This is a genomic window from Hydrogenophaga sp. PBL-H3 (assembly GCF_010104355.1).
In the GTDB taxonomy this organism is placed as follows: Bacteria; Pseudomonadota; Gammaproteobacteria; order Burkholderiales; family Burkholderiaceae_C; genus Hydrogenophaga.
This window is the reverse complement of the sequence record NZ_CP044972.1, coordinates 2314341-2333153: the sequence shown is the minus strand read 5'-3', so window position 1 is coordinate 2333153 and position 18813 is coordinate 2314341. Positions and strand designations below refer to the sequence as shown.

At 66.5% G+C, this 18813-nt stretch carries 15 protein-coding genes; 4 read left to right on the top strand and 11 right to left on the bottom strand.

The window, feature by feature from the left end:
- Positions 1-44: 44 nt before the first annotated feature.
- Positions 45-872, bottom strand: coding sequence for an HDOD domain-containing protein (locus F9Z44_RS10855; protein ID WP_159606024.1), 828 nt, complete (start codon positions 870-872; stop codon positions 45-47).
- Between the two features lie 151 nt (positions 873-1023).
- On the bottom strand, positions 1024-3495 hold the full coding sequence (locus F9Z44_RS10850; RefSeq protein ID WP_159606022.1) for a Tex family protein: 2472 nt from the start codon (positions 3493-3495) through the stop codon (positions 1024-1026).
- Between the two features lie 296 nt (positions 3496-3791).
- On the opposite strand from F9Z44_RS10850, the gene F9Z44_RS10845 reads away from it, so the two are divergent.
- The 3 genes from F9Z44_RS10845 to F9Z44_RS10835 all read left to right on the top strand — a co-directional run bounded on the left by F9Z44_RS10845 (position 3792) and on the right by F9Z44_RS10835 (position 7669).
- Positions 3792-5591 (top strand): sensor histidine kinase, encoded by a 1800-nt coding sequence (locus tag F9Z44_RS10845; protein ID WP_159606020.1) that lies wholly within the window; start codon positions 3792-3794, stop codon positions 5589-5591.
- Positions 5588-6553 carry a response regulator gene (locus F9Z44_RS10840; RefSeq protein ID WP_159606018.1) on the top strand — a complete coding sequence of 322 codons (966 nt, stop codon included), beginning with the start codon at positions 5588-5590 and terminating at the stop codon, positions 6551-6553. The genes F9Z44_RS10845 and F9Z44_RS10840 overlap by 4 nt, the downstream gene beginning before the upstream one ends.
- Positions 6554-6619: 66 nt before the next feature.
- A complete protein-coding gene (locus F9Z44_RS10835; protein WP_159606016.1) occupies positions 6620-7669 on the top strand; it encodes a DUF72 domain-containing protein in 1050 nt (349 codons plus the stop codon).
- Here the strand turns inward: F9Z44_RS10835 and F9Z44_RS10830 are convergent.
- Both F9Z44_RS10830 and F9Z44_RS10825 read right to left on the bottom strand, forming a co-directional pair.
- Complete coding sequence (locus F9Z44_RS10830) at positions 7643-9028, bottom strand: MFS transporter (protein ID WP_236574099.1); 1386 nt, start codon at positions 9026-9028, stop codon at positions 7643-7645. The two genes, F9Z44_RS10835 and F9Z44_RS10830, sit on opposite strands and share 27 nt — an antisense overlap.
- Positions 9025-10239, bottom strand: a complete 1215-nt coding sequence (locus F9Z44_RS10825; protein WP_159606014.1) for a multidrug effflux MFS transporter — start codon at positions 10237-10239, stop codon at positions 9025-9027. The genes F9Z44_RS10830 and F9Z44_RS10825 overlap by 4 nt, the downstream gene beginning before the upstream one ends.
- A gap of 139 nt (positions 10240-10378) precedes the next feature.
- On the opposite strand from F9Z44_RS10825, the gene F9Z44_RS10820 reads away from it, so the two are divergent.
- Entirely contained in the window at positions 10379-12166 is a 1788-nt protein-coding gene (locus F9Z44_RS10820; RefSeq protein WP_159606012.1) for a monovalent cation:proton antiporter-2 (CPA2) family protein, read from the top strand.
- Between the two features lie 4 nt (positions 12167-12170).
- Here the strand turns inward: F9Z44_RS10820 and F9Z44_RS10815 are convergent, their stop codons facing one another.
- Genes F9Z44_RS10815 through F9Z44_RS10785 form a run of 7 tightly spaced genes read right to left on the bottom strand, consistent with a single transcriptional unit; the run spans position 12171 to position 18812 of the window.
- Entirely contained in the window at positions 12171-12731 is a 561-nt protein-coding gene (locus F9Z44_RS10815) for a methylated-DNA--[protein]-cysteine S-methyltransferase (RefSeq protein WP_159606010.1), read from the bottom strand.
- 14 nt (positions 12732-12745) lie between these two features.
- Positions 12746-13774: a LytR C-terminal domain-containing protein gene (locus tag F9Z44_RS10810; RefSeq protein ID WP_159606008.1), complete on the bottom strand. Its 1029-nt coding sequence runs from the start codon at positions 13772-13774 to the stop codon at positions 12746-12748.
- A 15-nt stretch (positions 13775-13789) separates the two neighbouring features.
- Positions 13790-14737, bottom strand: a complete 948-nt coding sequence (locus F9Z44_RS10805) for a type II secretion system F family protein (RefSeq protein WP_159606006.1) — start codon at positions 14735-14737, stop codon at positions 13790-13792.
- Positions 14738-14747: 10 nt separating this feature from the next.
- Positions 14748-15725, bottom strand: coding sequence for a type II secretion system F family protein (locus F9Z44_RS10800; RefSeq protein WP_159606004.1), 978 nt, complete (start codon positions 15723-15725; stop codon positions 14748-14750).
- Positions 15726-15729: 4 nt separating this feature from the next.
- Positions 15730-17103: a CpaF family protein gene (locus tag F9Z44_RS10795; RefSeq protein WP_159606002.1), complete on the bottom strand. Its 1374-nt coding sequence runs from the start codon at positions 17101-17103 to the stop codon at positions 15730-15732.
- A 60-nt stretch (positions 17104-17163) separates the two neighbouring features.
- Positions 17164-18339: an AAA family ATPase gene (locus F9Z44_RS10790; protein WP_159606000.1), complete on the bottom strand. Its 1176-nt coding sequence runs from the start codon at positions 18337-18339 to the stop codon at positions 17164-17166.
- A complete protein-coding gene (locus F9Z44_RS10785) occupies positions 18336-18812 on the bottom strand; it encodes a TadE/TadG family type IV pilus assembly protein (RefSeq protein WP_159605998.1) in 477 nt (158 codons plus the stop codon). Before F9Z44_RS10785 ends, F9Z44_RS10790 begins: the two co-directional genes overlap by 4 nt.
- Position 18813: the final 1 nt, after the last annotated feature.

Genomic DNA, 18813 nt, shown 5'->3' with positions numbered 1-18813 from the left:
CTGTGTTTTTTATCGCCTGAAAGCCTGTGTACTTGAGGTCTTTTTCAGTCAATGAATGCACCCAGTGCCTGGCTGAACGACCACTCCGACGGGTCCTTGCCCAGCACGCTGTCCAGATCGAGTCCCAGCGAGAGGCCCACCAGGTCAGGGAAGGTGGCCACCAGGCCGTTTTCGTCGAGCTGGATTTCCTCCGCACGCGCGCGCCACGAGGCCAGGTGCAGCACGCCACCCAGCGGGTCGTAGGCCTCGCCTTCAAAGGGACTGATCTGGTTGTTCAAGGCCGAGACGATGGTGGTGGGGAATTGCCACTTTTCAGCCATGCCGGCGCCCACCTGGGCATAGGTGTAGCCAAACATCGACATCTCGGCCTGGGCACGCTGCAGGTCCAGGGGTGGTGTGCCCATGTCCAGCGGAGCGATCTGGTCGGGCATGGCGATGTGCATGATCAGGTCGCCGATGGCGTGGATCAGGCCGGCGGTGAAGGCGTTGCTCTCGTTCTGGCGCAACACGCCCGCCAGCGATTTGGAAATGTCGGCCACGCGCAGGCTGTAGCGCCAGAACTGCGGCAGGTTCACGCCGGGCACGTTCTTGAAACTGGAGCCCAGTGCCGCGGCCATCACCAGCGAACGCACATGGGTCATGCCCAGCATGGCCACGGCCTCTTCGGCGCTGCCGATCTTGCGGCTGACCCGGAAAAATGCCGAGTTGGACAGGCGCAGCACCCGTGTGGTGAGCGAAGGGTCCTGGGAGATCAGGTCGGACACCCGCTTGGGGCTAGGGTCGTCCTTGTTCATCTCCGCCAGCAGGTCGGACACGGTGCGCGACATGGCGGGCAGCGCGCGGGGAAAGTTCAGCAGGGCTTCGAGTTGCATGGGGTGAAGTCCGGTGGAGGCTTTGGGTGTGGGGACGCCGTGAAGTCTGATGAAAACGTTTCTTCCTGTGTATCGGCTTGTGTGCACCCAACTTGAGCCCGGGTACCGAACCCAACTTGGCGGCGTTCTGTGCGGCTTTATCCCGCCTTTTTCACCGCTTCGTGTCTTTGCCGGCACTCTGGAGCCGGGCAAACGCCGAAGCCATGGCCGATTGCGCGGGAGTGGCGGGGCCGCTGGGCGCGTTGCGCCCTTGCGAACGGTCCGAACGCAACGGCTCGAAACGGTTGTCACGCGGCCCCGCGCCCTGCCCGCCGCTGCGCCCGGGCGCATCGCCGAGCTTCATCGACAGGCCGATGCGCTTGCGCGCCACGTCCACTTCCATCACCTTGACCTTGACGATGTCGCCGGTCTTGACGATCTCGCGGGCGTCGTTGACAAACTTGTGCGCCAGCTGGCTCACGTGCACCAGCCCGTCCTGGTGCACACCCAGGTCGATGAAGGCGCCGAACTGGGCCACGTTGCTCACCGTACCCTCCAGGATCATGCCCTCGCGCAGGTCGCTGATGTCGTCCACGCCCTCGTTGAAGCGCGCCACCTGGAAGTCGGGGCGCGGGTCGCGACCGGGTTTTTCCAGCTCGCCCAGGATGTCCTTGACGGTGATCACGCCGAAGCGCTCGTTGGCGAACAGCTCGGGGCGCAAGGTCTTGAGCATGTCGGCGCGGCCCATGAGCTCGGCCACCGGTTTGCCGGTGGTTTTCATGATCTGCTCCACCACCGGGTAGGTCTCGGGATGCACGCCGGTCATGTCCAGCGGGTTGTCGCCACCGCGAATGCGCAGGAAGCCCGCGCTCTGTTCGAAGGTCTTGGCGCCCAGGCCGGCCACGTCCATGAGTTGCTGGCGGTTTTTGAACGCGCCGTGCGCCTCGCGCCAGCGCACCACGGCCTTGGCCACGCTGGCCGACAGGCCCGACACTTTGGAGAGCAGCGGCACGCTGGCGGTGTTGAGGTCCACGCCCACGCCGTTCACGCAATCTTCCACCACCGCGTCCAGCGTGCGCGCCAGTTCGCTCTGGTTCACGTCATGCTGGTACTGGCCCACACCGATGCTCTTGGGGTCGATCTTCACCAGCTCGGCCAGCGGGTCCTGCAGGCGGCGCGCGATGCTGGCCGCACCGCGCAGGCTCACGTCCACGTCGGGCATTTCCAGAGAGGCAAATTCGCTGGCGGAATACACCGAAGCGCCCGCCTCGCTCACCACGACTTTCTGGATGGAATCCGTTGGCCCTGAGCTTGTCGAAGGGCTTGCGGCGGCTTCGACAGGCTCAGCCCGAACGGCGGGGTGCTTCTCCAGCAGCTTGATCAGGTCGGCGGCCAGCTTGTCGGTCTCGCGGCTCGCCGTGCCGTTGCCGATGGCGATCAGGTTCACGCCGTGTTTCTCGCTCAGCAGGCGCAGCGTGTGCAAGGCGCCGTCCCAGTCGCGCCTGGGCTCGTGTGGGTACACCGTGGCGGTGTCGACCAGCTTGCCAGTGGCGTCCACCACAGCCACTTTCACGCCGGTGCGGATGCCCGGGTCCAGGCCCATCACCACCTTGGGCCCGGCGGGCGCAGCCAGCAGCAGGTCGCGCAGGTTGTCCGCGAACACCTTGATCGCCACGCCTTCGGCGCTCTCGCGCAGGCGGGCAAAGAGGTCGCGCTCGCTGGACAGCGAGAGCTTCACACGCCAGGTCCAGGCCACGCACTTGCGCAGCAGGTCATCGGCTGCTCGGCCCTTGTGGCTCCAGCCCAGGTGCAGGGCGATGCGGCCTTCGGCGAGGGACGGCACAGCCACCGCTCGGGCTGAGCCTGTCGAAGCCGCCACCTCAGGTTCGGGCAGCACCAGCTTGGCGTCCAGGATCTCCAGCGAGCGGCCACGAAACACGGCCAGCGCGCGGTGCGAGGGCACGCGGGCAATTGGCTCGTCGTAGTCGAAGTAGTCACGAAACTTCGCCACCTCGGGCGCGTTCTCGTCCTTGCCCGCCACCAGCGTGCTCTTGAGCAGACCTTCGCTCCAGAGCCATTCGCGAAGGTTCTGCAGCAGCGCTGCGTCTTCGGCCCAGCGCTCGGAGAGGATGTCACGCACGCCATCGAGCACGGCGGGCACGGTGGAGAAATCGGCACCGGGTTTGCCGTCGTCCAGCACCTCGGGTGGGCGGGTGAAGGCGGCGGCCTCGGCCGTGGGGTCCAGTGTGGGATCGGCAAACAATTTGTCGGCCAGGGGTTCGATGCCGAACTCCCGGGCAATGAGGCCCTTGGTGCGCCGGCGTTGCTTGAACGGCAGGTAGAGGTCTTCCAGCTCCTGCTTGGTGGCGGCCAGCATCACGGCCGCGCGCAACTCGGGCGTGAGTTTGCCCTGCTCATCAATGCTCTTGAGGATGGTTTCGCGGCGGGCTTCAAGTTCGCGCAGGTACTCCAACCGGTAGGCCAGTTCGCGCAGTTGGATGTCGTCCAGCCCGCCAGTGGCTTCCTTGCGGTAACGCGCAATGAACGGCACCGTGGCACCGCCGTCGATGAGGTCCACGGCGGCCTGGACCTGGTGAACGCCAACCCGGATTTCCTGCGCGATCTGCGCAACGATGTTCTGCATCTGTGGCTCTGCTCGCCTCTGGGGCGAATGTCGGTGTGGTTGAAAAAGCGGGGGGAGTTTGCCACACGTGGTCAGGCGGCTTTTCGGTCAGGCCGAGGGGCTTGATTGAGGACTTTTTTCCTATTCGACCATGACTTTTGTCACCAATGGCTTGGGGTTCGATTACGAAATACTTCCCTTGGAGTATGGGTTGATTTGATACCCCTACCTAGTATCTCAGCCAGCCCGACAAGCTCATCAGCACGAGAACCGTCTTGAACTGATTGCCTCGGTTTCATCACTCCGCTGGAGATCTCATGAGCAACTACTTTCGCTTGACCCGTTACTTCACGGTCACCAGTCTGGTGGCCTTCGGTGTGGTCGCCGCCACCCTGATGTACTTCGAACACCGCCAGTCCAACTTCTTTCAGGAGGTGCAGGCCAACGAAGCGCAAATGCTGGGCGGGATCCAGACCGATTTCGTGACCCGCGCCGATGCCGTGGCGCGGCGCGACCTGCTCGCCGTGAACGAGCAAGGCAACTTGAATCTGACGCGGCTTTTCTCCAACGCCCTGTGGACCAGCGACATCACCCCCTACCTGGCCGACATCGGCTCGGTCGACTTCACGCACTGCAGGGCGATGCCCGACACAACCGATGTCAATGGCAAGACCGGTGCCACGCCGGAGAAGAAGGCATGCTTCAAGGAAACAGGCGCGAAGCTGCAGGCGCTGGGCAGCTTTGCCTCGCTGGATGCGCGGGTGCGCGAGGCCATGCAGGGCAGCACGATCTTCAAGATCAAGGTGTATGACCTGAGCGGCATCACCGTCTATTCCACCGAACTGGCGCAGATTGGTGAAGACAAATCGGGCAGCGCGGGCTGGAAGACGGCGGCCCGCGAAGGCAAGGCGATCAGCGAACTCACCTTTCGCGACAAGTTCAGCGCGTTGCAGGGCGTCGTCCAGAACCGCGACCTGATCGCCAGCTACCTTCCCGTGATCGAACCGGGTAGCCAGAAAACTGTCGGGGTGTTCGAGGTGTACGCCGACGTGACACCTTTCCTCGGTCAGATCAAGGCCACGTCCAGCGAGTTCAAGCAGGTCGCGCTGGCCAACCAGACCCGCCTGGCCGAACAGGCCGCCACCAACCACCAGCAGGTGCAGAGCAGCTCCAACCAGCAGTTGCTCATCGTGGCGGGCCTGCTGGCCTTGCTGTATGTCGTGCTGCTGAGCATCGTGCGCCGTGCGCAGACCGTCATCGAGCGCCAGGCCCGTGAGAGCGACGCCACCAAGCAGCGCCTGGCCCAGTCGGAAAAGATGACGTCACTGGGGCAGATGGTGGCCGGCGTGGCGCACCAGCTGAACACGCCACTGGCCTTCTCCAAGAACAACGTGCTCATGTCGATCCAGGCACTCGATCAGCTCGAGGGTGACGTGCACCGCCAGATCCGGCATTCGATGTGCCGCGCAGAAGTGGTGTCCAGCGAATCCGACACTCTGGTGGAGCCCATGGATGACGAGCATCTGGCGCGTGAACTCGCCTCTGCGATGCTCGAGGTGCGCGAGGCGCGCGAGATGCTCGGCGACGTGCTCATGGGCATGGGTCAGATGAACGAACTGGTGGACAACCTGCGCAGCTTCACCCGCCTGGACCGCGCCCACACCGCCGAGGTGAACCTCAACACCGCGCTGGGCAGCGTGTGCTACATCGCCAAAACGGTGATCTCGACCAAGATCACCCTGCAGCAGGCGTTTCAACCCCTGCCCACCATCGAGTGCAATGTCTCGCAGCTCAACCAGGTGTTCCTCAACCTGATCAACAACGCGGCGCAGGCCATCCAGGGCACGGGCACGATCACCGTGGCCACCCAGGCCGACGCCCGCTTCATCACAGTCAGCATCCGCGACACGGGCGGCGGCATCCCGCCGGATGTGCTGCCCCGCATCTTCGAGGCCTACTTCACCACCAAGCCCGATGGTGAGGGCACTGGCCTGGGTCTGGCGATCGCCCGCAACATCGTGGAGGAGCACGGCGGTGACATCCAGGTCAGCAGCGATGTGGGTGTGGGTACCGAGTTTCGTGTGCGGCTGCCGATCGACAAGGCGGCGCAACCATGAACCAGGTTTCACTGCCCAAGGTGCTGTGCGTCGACGACGAGCCCGGCCTGCTTCGCTCCCTGCGCTGGCTGCTGCGCGGTCAATACGAGGTGGCCGTGGCTGCCAGCGGACTCGACGGACTGGCACTGCTGGGGGCCGAGAACTTCGACGTGGTCATCAGCGATCAACGCATGCCCGGCATGACCGGCACCGAGTTCCTGGAGCGGGCCCGGCAGGTCTCGCCGCGCAGCATCCGGCTTCTGCTCACAGGGTATTCCGACTTCAACGCCGTGCTGAGTTCGGTCAACGACAGCGAGGTCTTCCGCTTCATCTCCAAACCCTGGGACAACCAGAAGCTGCTGGACACCGTTGGCGATGCAGCCAAGGTGGCCCGCATGACGCAGGCCTCCTGGGTTGATTTCCAGGACACCGTGAATGCCGATGGCGCCGACACCTTCGACGAAGGCGTGCTGGTGTTCGACAGCGACGGCAACGCGGGCGCGCAGTGGCAGGCCGCCGTCAAGAGCGCGAGCAACATCGTCTGTACCGACGACATCGGTGAGGCGGTCAGCCAGCTGACGCGGCAGAAAGTGGCCGTGCTGATCACCGACATCCAGGGCGCTCGTTCGCAGCAGATGGATCTGATCCGCGCCGTGCGCCGCAACCAACCCCAGGTGGTGGTGTTGGTCTACAGCCAGGAGCGTGACAGCGCCGTCATTGGCCGGCTGATCAACGAAGGTCAGATATACCGATTCATTGCCAAGCCCGCCGGCCCCGAGTACCTGAACCGGACGCTGCGATCCGCCCTGACCCGCCACCGCCAGCTTCTGGCTGTGCCCGAGCGCACCACACGCCACCGGGCGCAGGTGTCGGAGGATCTCGACTTTGAACTCGACTTCGCTTCGGCGGCAGGCCAGTTGCCTACATCGATGCGAAAGCCGCTCACGGGCGCGCGGGCCTGGTTGCAACGCCTGTTTCGCTGAACCCGTCGGGCTACCATCACTGCCATCCGGGTGGCGCTTGTGCCAGGCATCCGGCACTCGCCCACCATGCAAGACACGCTCTTCGGCGAACCGCCCGCACCCCCACCACCGGCAGATTCACCCGCTCGCCAGCGGCGCTCGGCCGTGAGCCCCGCGCTGCCCGACGCGGCCTTGCAGGCGCTGGCACCGACACTGCCGGCACGGGCGCGCCTGGGCACATCGTCATGGACCTACCCGGGTTGGGCCGGCCTGGTGTGGGACGCCGAGTACCCCGATGCGCAACTCTCGAAAGACGGCCTGGCAGCCTACGCCCAGCACCCACTGATGCGCACCGTGAGCCTGGACCGCGGCTTTTACCGCCCGCTCACCGAGGGCCAGTACGCACGCTACGCCGCCCAGGTTCCGGACGATTTCCGCTTCGTGGTGAAGGCGCCCTGCCACGTGACCGACGCGCTGGTGCGCGACGAGGATGGCCGGGGTCGCCAACCCAATCCGGCGTTTCTCGACGCAACCCTGGCCACGCAGGACTTCGTGGCGCCGGCACTCGCGGGTTTGGGCCACAAGGTGGGTGCGCTCGTGTTCCAGCTCAGTCCGATGCCGCGGCACCTGTTGCACAACCTGCCGCTGGTGCTACAGCGCCTGCGCACCCTGCTGCTGGCCCAGCCGCCGCTCACACCCACTGCGCCCGATGGCGTGCTGGCGGTGGAGGTGCGCGACCCCGAATGGCTGGACCCGGTTTTCATGCCCGAACTCGCAGCGGTGCTGCGTGAGGCTGGCGCTACCTGGTGCCTGTGCCTGCACGCGAAGATGCCGCGCCTCGCGGAGCAACTGCCCCTGCTGCGCAGGCTCTGGCCCGGGCCCATGGTCTGCCGCTGGAACCTCAACCCCTTGCACGGGGCCCACGGCTATGAAGACGCGCGCAAGGAATACAGCCCCTACGACCGCATCCACGACGTGGACCACGAAACCCGCGCGCTGCTGGTGCGCACCATCGCCGGCGTGACCGGCGCCGGGCAGAACGCCTATGTGACGATCAGCAACAAGGCCGAGGGTTGTGCGCCGTTGTCGGTGCGGGCGCTGGCTGAGGGCTTAGCGGCTGGCCCTCACACGAAGTGAGCTGCTCACCCCCGCCAGCAGCGCACAACCCGCCGCCAGGCACAGCGCGATCGTCTCGCCCCGCCCGTCGTGCTGGTTCCACACCGCGTAGATCGCCGCCAGCATCACCGCGCCCAGCGTCTGCCCCGTGAGCCGGGCCGTGCCCAGCATGCCGCTGGCGGCGCCACTGCGGTGCAAGGGTGCTGTGGTCACGATGGTGTGGTTGTTGGGCGACTGGAACAGTGCAAAACCTGCGCCGCACAAGGCCAGGCGCCAGCCCATCTCCAGAGCCGTGGTGTGTTCAGGCCGCAAGCCCACCAGCAACAGGCCACTGGCGAACACCACCATGCCGATGCCGCCCAGCCAGCCCGCCGGGTACCGACCAATCAGGCGGCCCGCGACCGGCGCCACCAGCACGGTGGCCAATGGCCAGGCCGTCATGATCAAACCCGCCTGCATGTGCGTGCGGCCCTGCACTTCCAGCAGCAGAAAAGGCAGGCTCAGAAACGCCAGCATCTGCGCGCAGAACGCCCCCAGCGACGATCCCATGGACAGTGCGAACACGGGGATGCGCAGCAGGTCCAGCGGGAACAGCGGTGCGGCGAGAAACCACTGCCGGCGCAGGTAGACCACGCCCACCGCCACACCGGCGCCGAGCAAGGCCCAGCCCATGGGCGACGCACTGTGGGCTGCTTCGCCACGAACGCCCAACTGCTCCGCCCCGACGAACACCAGCGTGAACATGAGCACGTTGAGCAACACGTCGATCAACGAGAACTGCGGCGCGGCCTCGGTGCGCGGCGGGTTCTTGGGCAGTGCGCGGCGGCCCATCCACAGCGTGAGCAGACCCAGCGGCACGTTGAGCGCGAACAACCAGGACCACGATGCGACCGAGAGAATGGCGGCGGCCACCGCCGGGCCCGCCATGGTGGAGGTGGCCACCACCATCGAATTGATCGCGATGCCGCGCCCCAGTCGCGCGCTTGGGTAGATCAGTCGCACCAGCGCGGTGTTCACGCTCATGATGCCGGCCGCCCCCAGCCCTTGCAGCGCGCGTGCCGCGGTGAGCATCAAGAGTGAGTTGGCCAGCATGGCCAGCAAAGACGACAGCACGAACAGGGCCATGCCGACCAGGTAGACGCGCCGGTAGCCCAGGCGGTCGCCCAGCGCAGCCAATGGCAGCAGCATCACCAGCGAGGCGATCTGGTACGCGTTGATCACCCAGATGGCTTGCGAAGCGGGTGCATGGAGTTCGCGCGCGATGCCCGGCAGGGCCAGGTTGACGATGCTGCCGTCCATCACCGCCAGGGTGAGCCCCAGCACGATGACCAGCACGGCCCTGCCGCGCTGGGGTGGTTGCAGGCCGTCTGGCAGCGTCAATGTTGGGCCCCGGGCGTGAGGTGGGAACGTGCCGCACCACCCAGCGTGAGCCAGGTCAGCGCCACACCGATCAGCGCGCCCGAGGCCATGCCCACCACCATGGGCAGCGGCTTGCCGTTGGCAAACAGGCTCACGATGCCCATGGCCGCCGCGCCGCCCAGCATCTGCAGCGTGCCCAGCAGGGCCGAGGCGGTCCCCGCAATGGCGCCGTGCTTCTCCAGCGCCAGCACGGAGGTGGTGGGAATCACCAGGCCCATGAAGGCGCTGGCCACGAAGTACAGCGCGATCAGCACGGCGAGCTGGTCGCCGCCGGCGAGGTAATAGACCAGGAGCACCGACATGGTCAGGCCCGAAGCGCTGGCCGCCGCCTTCACCAGACGCACCAGGCCGAACCGCTGCCCCAGCAGGCCGGTGAACTGCGAAGCGCCAATGAAGGCGATGGCGTTGAACGAAAACGCGAGGCTGTACTGCACGGGCGTGAGGCCGTAGTGGTTGATCAGCACGAAGGGCGAGCCAGCCAGGTACACGAAGAAGCCCGCCATGGCGGTTGCGCCGATGCCCACCAGGCCCAGGTAATGCCCGTCGCGCAGCAGCAGCCCGTAGGCACGCAGGGCGCTGCCCAGGCTGCTTTCCACGCGGTCGGCGGCGCTGCGGGTTTCCTGCAGGGCACCGTGGACCAGCGCCAGGCCGGCCACCGAGGCCAGGGCCACAGCCCAGAACACACCGCGCCAGCCGGTGAGCGCGATCACGCCGCTGCCCGCCAGCGGGGCGAGGATGGGCGACACGCTGAACACCAGCATCAGCAGCGACATCAGGCGCGCGGCGTCCGCCCCGGTGTGCAGGTCGCGCACCACGGCACGCGGAATCGCCATGCCGGCGGCCGCGCCCAGGCCCTGCAGGAAGCGCAGCACCACCAGGGTCTGGATATCGGTGGCCAGCGCGCAGCCGATGCTGGCCAGTGTGAACAGACCGAGGCCGAAATACAGCGGCGGCTTGCGGCCCACCATGTCGGAGACCGGGCCGTAAAGCAGCTGGCCCACGCCAAGCGAGAGGAAGAACGCGGTCAGGCTGAATTGCACGGCACCAACTTCGGCACCCAGGCTGCTGCCGATGGCGGGCAGCGCGGGCAGGTACATGTCGATGGCGAAGGGGCCGATGGCGGAGAGCAGGCCCAGGATCAGGGCCATCTTGAGGTAACGGGTGAAAAACATAGCGGCTCATTGTCCCAGCCACGGGATGGCATTGCCTCAGCACGGTCGGATCGCTCTGGTGTAAGGGCGGGGGCGTGCGTCACAATTTCGCCTTCCACCGATCCACCGATCCACCCATTCACCCCCCCGGAGTCATCCCATGGCCGTTGAAGGCAGCGCAGGCGATCTGCTCAAAGTCGTGACCTTGCTGGGTGCAGCGGTCGTCGCCGTGCCCCTGTTCAAGCGCCTGGGCCTGGGCTCGGTGCTCGGCTATCTGGCCGCCGGCCTGGCCATCGGGCCGTTCGGCATGGGCCTCATCAGCGACCCGGCCACCATCCTGCACACGGCCGAACTTGGCGTGGTCATGTACCTCTTCGTCATCGGTCTGGAGATGCAGCCTTCGCACCTGTGGAGCCTGCGCCGCGCCATCTTCGGCCTCGGCAGTCTGCAGGTGGTGGTGTGCGGCCTGCTGCTCACCGGCGTTGGTCTGGCCTTCGGGTTCCCGCTGGGCGTGTCCTTCGTGAGTGCCATGGGTTTTGTGCTCACCTCAACCGCCGTGGTCATGCAACTGCTGGGTGAACGCGGCGACATGGCACAGCCGCGCGGGCAGAAGATCGTCGCCATCCTGCTGTTTGAAGACCTGCTGATCGTGCCGCTGCTGGCGGTGGTGACCTTCATGGCGCCGCCCGATCTGGCGGGCACGGCGGCCGCCATCTCGTCGCGCTGGGCCACCATCGGCCTGGCGCTGGGTTCGCTGGTGGCGCTGGTGGCCGCTGGCGTGTGGCTGCTCAACCCGCTGTTTCGCGTGCTGGCCAATGCCAGGGCGCGCGAGGTCATGACCGCCGCCGCCTTGCTGGTGGTGCTGGGCGCGGCATTGCTCATGCAGGTGGGCGGCCTGTCCATGGCCATGGGCGCCTTCCTCGCCGGCGTGCTGTTGTCGGAATCCACCTTCCGCCACCAGCTCGAAGCCGACATCGAGCCTTTCAGGGGCCTGTTGCTGGGTTTGTTCTTCCTGAGCGTGGGCATGTCGCTGGACCTGGCCGCGGTGGCGAGGAACTGGCCCATCATCGTGGCCGGCGTGCTGGCCATGATGGTGGTCAAGGCGTTGTGCATCTACGGCGTGGCCCGGTTTTCCAGGAGTTCACACGCCGACGCGCTGGACCGCGCGGTGCTCATGGCCCAGGGCGGCGAATTCGCCTTCGTGCTGTTCGCCGCAGCCCTGGGCGCCAGAGTGATCGACCCGGTGGTCAACGCCAACATGACCGCCATCGTGGTGCTCTCCATGGCGCTCACGCCACTGGTGGTGCTGGTGCACCGGCGCCTGGCCACGAAGCCGGGCGTGTCGATGGAGGGCATCGAGGTCGCCCGTGACCAGGCGGCCAGCGTGCTGGTGATCGGCTTTGGCCGCTTTGGCCAGATCGCCAGCCAGGGCGTGATCGCCCGTGGGGCGAGCATCACCATCATCGACAACAACGTTCAGATGATCCGCGATGCCGAGCTCTACGGCTTCAAGGTGTATTACGGCGACGGCTGCCGCGCCGACGTGTTGCACGCGGCTGGCGCGCACTCGGCCAGCGCCATCCTGGTCTGCCTGGACAACAAGGCCGCCGCCACGCGCATCGCCGAGCTGGCAAAAACCGACTTTCCGCAAGCCGAACTGCTGGTGCGCGCCTTCGACCGCGAACACGTGCTCGAACTGCGCAAGGCCGACGTGGGTTACCTCGTGCGCGAGACCTTCGAGTCGGCCATGGCCATGGGCCGCCAGGCTGTGCTGACCCTGGGTGCGGCCGACGAAGAAGCCGATGAGGTGATGGAACGCCTGCGCAGGCGCGACGCCGAGCGCATGGACATGGAGGCCGCCGGTGGTTTGTTTGCCGGGCGCTCGCTGGTGCTGGGCCGGCAGGTAAAGAAGGCTGCCGCGCACCCGGAGGCGCAAACGCCCGCCTGAGCGTTCAAAGGTCGTCGAACAGGGGCGCCATGCCCGAGGGTCGCGCGCCTTCGATGGCGAGCATGCGCAGCTTGGTTAGCGCGCCACCCCCGGCCGAAAACCCGCCCGGCCGGTTGCCGGCCGCCAGCACCCGGTGGCAAGGCACGACCGGGGCGAACGGGTTGTGACCCAGAGCCTGCCCCACCGCGCGCGACAGACCCACATCGCCCAACTCGCGCGCGAGCTCACCGTAGGTGCGTGTCTGGCCCGGCGGTACGGCGCGCGCCATCGCATACACATCGCGCTGGAACGGTGTGAGGTGCGTCATGTCGAGCTGTATTTCACGCAGGTCCCGCGACTCGCCGCGCATGAGCGCCTGAATGCCATCGATGGCGGCCTGCACCTGCGCTGGCGGGTGCACCTGCGCCGGCGCGGGCCGCAGCCCTTTCAGCAAGCGGGCACGGGTGCCCTCCCTGTCGGTCTCGGGCAACTGCACCGCGACCACGCCACGCGGGCCCCATGCGATGCCACACACCCCGATCGCGGTGTCGAACAGTGCGTGGCCGCCCTCCTCCAGGCTGGACATGTGGCGAGAGGCGGTCAGCTCAGAGGCGCAACCGCCTGGGGACGGGTGGTCACCTGTTCGGCATCCTGCTGGTGGATCCAGGCCGCGATGGCCTGACCGGTGAAGTCCCGCCCCAGCACCAGCTTGAGCTGCATGCCGGCGGGTAGCGAAGGCACCGCCACCCGTTCCACGGCCACGGGCAGGTGTTGCACCAGCGCCTGCAACGCGGCCTCCTGCCCGGCGACATAACGGATCTGGGTGCGCACCTGCCGGTAGGGCGATGCGTTGGTCAGGCGCGCCACACGCACGCCGCTCTTGGCGAGCTGGCTGGCCGTGCGCCGGGCCAGCCGCTCGATGCCCGCACCGTTGGTCACTTCCAGGCGCAGGCGGCGCAGATCGGTGGCGGGCACGGTGGCGGCCGCGATGGCCGGCGCCGTGGCGGTCAGGGTTGTCGTTGCTCGCAGCTCATAAATCTGCGGAGCCACCACCACCAGCGCGCCAGCGGCCTCGCCGCTGGCGTTGACCACCGGCTGCTCGCGCACCATCTCGGCCGCCGCTGTTTGCGCACGCCGCTCTGCCTCGGAGAGCAGTCGCAGGTTCTGCAAGGTTTGCAGGCTGCCGGGGTCCAGGTCCATCGCCAGTCTGAGCGCCAGCCGCGCCTCGGTCAGGCGATCGGATTGCAGCAAGGTGTAGCCGAGGTTGTTGTGCACGTGGGCCGACAGCGGGCTGAGGTCGCGCGAGCGTGCGAACAGCGCCAGGGCTTCGGCGGTGAACCCCTCCTGCGCCCTGATGACGCCCAGCCCGTTGAGCGCACCCACATGGCGCCCATCGGCCGCCAGCGTGCGGGTGTAGTGCTCGGCCGCCAGGCGCAGCTGGCCCTGGCCGTGCGCCTGGCGGGCCATTGCGTAAGCGACTTCGCTGGCGGGCATGTCGGGCGTGATGGCCGGCGCGGGCATCACCGTCACCGGCACCTGCGCGGCGGTGGCGTGCGGCGCGCTGGTGGGGGTGGCGCAGCCCACCAGGCTGCCGAGCAACAGGGTTGAAGCGAACACGGACGTTTTCATGGAGTGGTACCAGGTTCAGTTGCCGCCCATGGTGGGCAGCAGCACGCGGTAGATGCTGATCATGGCCGGCCCCATGAGCACGACCATCAGCGACGGGAAGATGAAGAAGATCAAGGGAAACAGCAGCTTGAGCGGGATCTTGGCGGCGCGCTCTTCGGCTCGCAAGCGCCGGTGGGTGCGCATGGTCTCGGCCTGCACCCGCAGGGCCTCTGCCACGTTGGTGCCGAAGCGGTCGGACTGCACCAGCATCGAAACAAAAGACGAAATGTCGTCCACGCCGGAGCGCATCGCCAGGTTGCGCAGCGCCAGCTCGCGCTTGACGCCCATGCGCAGCTCCAGCGCCACGAGATTCAGCTCGTCCGACAGGGCCTGGCTGCGCATGCCGATCTCGCCGGCCGCCCGGTTCATGGCGGCGTCCAGCCCCAGCCCGGCTTCCACGCAGACGATCATCAGGTCCAGCGCGTCGGGGATGGCGTTCTGCAGGTTCTCGCGTCGTTTGCTCACCAGGTGCGAAAGGATCACGTTGGGCAGGTAGTAGCCCACCGCCAGCAGCACCACCAGGATCATGAGCGAGGTGTTGAACTTCATGGCCACGCTGCTGAAGCCGCTGTACACCATGAACACACCCGGCAGCAGCAGCGCCAGCAAGGTCTTGCTGGCGAAAAACAGCGCTGGCCACGAGGCCTCGCGCAGGCCGGCGTTCATGAAGCGCACCCGCAGGCTCGAACCTTCCCAGCCCTCCTGGGGCGCGGAGAGCTTGGCCACCGGGCCCACCGCCTTGACCACCTTGGCTTGCCATTGGGCCGCGTCTTCCAGGCCCGGGCCACTGGCGGAGCCGGTCTCGGTCAGGCCGTCAAGCCGGCGCTTGACGCCGGCACTGCGGTTGAGCCAGAGCGTGAGGCCCAGCGTGGCGCCTGCCACCGACAGGAACACCAGCGAAAGGAGCATCCATTGCGAATTCATGCCGTTCTCCTCAGACCTTGATGTCGATGATTCGCCACATGAAGAAGATGCCCAAGGCCATCATCACCAGCGCCACGTACACCACGTTGATGCCTGCCGGGTCCGTGAACAGGACCGAGAGGTACTTGGGATTCAGGATGTTGATGGCACCGGCCACGCAGAACGGCAGTCCGGTCAGGATCCAGGCCGAGAGCTTGCCTTCGGCGGCCAGCGCGCGCACCTTGGCGAACAGCTTGAAGCGCTCCCGCACCAGCTCGGCCAGCTTGCCCAGCAGTTCGCTGAGGTTGCCCCCGGTTTCGCGCTGGATGATCACGGCCATCACGAAGTAGCTCATGTCGGGCGACGGCACCCGGGCGGCGAGGTTGTTCAGTGCGGCGTCCACCGACACACCGAAGGCGATTTCGTCGGACGTGATGCGGAATTCGGCAGCGATCGGATCCACCGCTTCACTGCCCACCATCGCCATGGACGAAGGAAACGCGTGACCGGCGCGCAGCGCACGCGACATCAGATCCATCGCGTCGGGCAACTGGGCCTCGATCTTGTGCAGCCGCGCATTGCGCTTGCGCACCAAGTTCAGCAGGGGCAAGGCGGTCAGGCCCAGCGTGATGGCCAGCGCGGTGTACCAGGGAAAACGCAGCACCAGGCTCACCAGCAAGCCCGCCAGGCCAAACATGGCACTGATCGCCAGCAGGTGCGACACCGTGTTGGCGTCACCAGCCTGCTGCATCAGCTGGTCGAGCTGGCGCGCGCGCGGCAGGCGCAGCAACAGGTTTTGGAAGCCCGGGCTTTCGCTGAGCAGGCGCTGCTTGAGCAGCTTGAGCTCGCCAGCCTCGGTCTGGCCGCCGGCGGAGATGGCGCGCAGCCGGTCGCCCACGCGGCGCACCTCGGGGCTCTTGGTGTCGTTCCAGTACACGTACAGGCCTTCGAGCAGCAGCACCACCGCCACGAAGCCCAGCACCACGAAGAGGGCAAAACTGGTGTTCATCGCATCACTCGTAGATCAGGGAGGGATCGAAGGTGGCATCGGGCACGCTCAGGCCATAGGCCTTGAGGCGGTCCATGAACTTGGGGCGCACACCCGTGGCCCGGAAGTGCCCGGTCACCAGGCCGTCCTTGTCCATGCCGGTCTGGTTGAAGCGGTAGATCTCCTGCATGGTGATCACGTCGCCTTCCATGCCGGTGATCTCCGACAGGCTCACCAGCTTGCGCCGCCCGTCGTTGAGCCGGGCAATCTGCACCACCGCATTCACCGCGGAGCTGATCTGGTGGCGCATCGCATCCTGGCTGATGGTGGCGCCCCCGTAGCCGGCCATGTTTTCCATCCGTGTCAGGGCGTCGCGCGGCGTGTTGGCGTGCACCGTGGCCATAGAACCTTCGTGGCCGGTGTTCATGGCCTGCAGCATGTCAAGCACCTCGGCGCCCCGCACCTCGCCCAGGATCACCCGGTCCGGGCGCATGCGCAGGCTGTTGCGCACGAGCGCGCGCTGATTCACCTCGCCTTTGCCCTCGATGTTGGGCGGGCGTGTTTCCAGCCGCACCACATGGGGCTGCTGCAATTGCAGTTCGGCCGCGTCTTCAATGGTGACGATGCGCTCGTGGTGCGGAATGGATGCCGACAACACGTTGAGCATGGTGGTCTTGCCGGTGCCGGTGCCGCCAGAAATCAGGACGTTGAGCTTGGCCCGCACCATGGCCGACAGCAACTCGGCCAGCACCGGCGTGAGCGAGCGTTTGTCGATCAGGTCCTGGATGGTCAGCGGCACGGTGGCAAACCGGCGAATCGACACCAGCGGACCGTCCAGCGCCAGGGGCGGAATGATCGCGTTCACCCGCGAACCGTCGGGCAGGCGCGCGTCCACCATCGGGCTGGACTCGTCCACCCGGCGGCCGATGCGCGAGACGATCTTGTCGATGATCTTCATCAGGTGCGCGGTGTCGGAGAACACCACCTCGGAGAGCTCCAGGCGGCCGCGGCGCTCCACGAACACCTGCTTGGGTCCGTTGATCAGGATGTCGGAGACGGTGGGGTCGGCCAGCAGCGGCTCCAGCGGCCCCAGTCCCATGATCTCGTCCTGGATGTCCGACGTCAGGCGGCGGCGCTCCATCGCGTTGAGTGCCGCGCCCGCCTCCTGGATCAGGCGCTCGACCAGCAGACCCAGCTCTTCGCGCAGCCGCTCGGGCTTCATGCTGCCCATCACCTCCAGGTCGATGCGGCCCAGCAGCTGGGCATGGAGTTTGTCCTTGAGGGCGTGGTATTCGCTGCTGACAGTTCCCAAGGCCCGGCTGTCGGCATCGGACTCGGCATCGGGTTCGTTCTGGCGCAGCGGGCTGCGCAGCTCCGGGGTGACGGCTCGAAGGTTCATGGCGGTTGTATCCCTGTGGTCAGATCGAAAGGTCGGGGTTCATGTCACGGCCGGCGCCGTTCATGGGGTCCCACGCAAATTGGCAAACCAGCTCTTGGCGCCTGCTTTCACCGTCACGGGAGAAAGCTCCTGCGCCCAGTCCCGCAGCACCTTGGCCACCGGGTCCTTGGGTGCCAGCTTCACCAGCGCCACCCCCTGGTTCACCGATGCCAGCACGCCCAGACCGCTGGCCGGCACCACGCGCGCCACCTTCAGCCGGGTGGCCTGTTCCACGTCGTCCACGCTGATCGGGTTGCCCTTGATGAAGCGGTTCACCACCACCTGAACCTTCTCGGTGGAGTAGCCCAGTCCTTCAAACACCTTGACCACCCGCTTGGCGTCCTGCACCGCGGGCAAGGTTTGCTGGGTCACCATGAACACCCGCTCGGCCAGGTCGAGCGCCTTCACGGTGGTCGGGTCGAAGGTGCGGCTGAGGTCGAGCAGCACGAAGTCGTATTCGGTGCGCGCAAGCCCCACGATGGCGGCCAGGCGATCGGGCGTGACCTCCTCCACCTGATACGGCAACTCAGGCGCGGTCAGCACGTGCAACGTGGGGCCGGCCTTGAGCACGCTGGCGTTGAGCAGGGCCGCGTCCAGGCGGTGGGCCTGGCGTGCCACATCCACCACGCTGGTCTCGACCCGCTGGTCGCTCAGGCAGGCGGCGGTGTCGCCGAAATACAGGTTCAGATCGATCACCAGCACCCGCTTGCCGCTCTCGGCCAGCTGATAAGCCAGGTTGGACGCGATGAAGGTGTTGCCACAACCGCCCTTGGCCGGCACGAAGGCGAACAGCGCGCCTTCGTGCGTGGCGAAGGTGGACTGGTTGGCGCGGGACTCACGCAGGAAGTCCACGGTGATGGAGACCGCATCCGTGTTCAGCGGACCCGGCAACACATCGCGCACACCGGCACGCATGGCGCGTTTGATCGTGGCCAACGACGTGTCGGTGCTCACCAACAGCAGCATGACCCCGGAGGCCCGCGTGGTGGCCACCTCGATGGTGGCGAACGCGGACTCGTCGGGGGCGCCCTGCTCCAGCACCACCGCGTCGGGCTTGTCCTGCTGCATCACCAGTTGCAGCTGGCGCACACCACCCACATGGGCATGGATCTGCACATCGGGCATGGGCTTGAGTTGCTCCACCAGCCGGTCGCGCGACTCGGTGGTTTCACAGATGACGGATACGTTGAAGGTCATGGAGGAGTGGGAGAAGGAGAAATGGGGGGCGCACACACGGGGTTGGCTTCGCCGCCCGGCCCGGTGCTGGCCATGCTCTCGCGGGTCAGCGTCGTCGAAAACGACGGCAGACTGGCGGTCAGCGGCACGAAGGGAATGAAGGTCTGCACCTGTTTGCTCACGGAGACCGTGACCGATTCGCAGGTGCTTGCCGTGCACAGGTTGGGCGCATACGTCACCGTGATGTCGCCGGCTTGCAGCACGCCCAGCATGTTGACCATGCGGGCCTTGATGTCGGTGTCGTTCACATCACACACCACCGCCATGCGGGCGCCCAGGCGGGTGACTTCGGCAGCGGTGTTGACGTAGAACAGCACGCGAGCCATTTCCATGATGCCGATCAACAGCGAGAAGAAGATGATCGCCAGCAGAGCGAACTCGACCGCGGCGACGCCACGCTGGCGGGAGATCTTCGAGGTGTTTCGGGTGGCCATC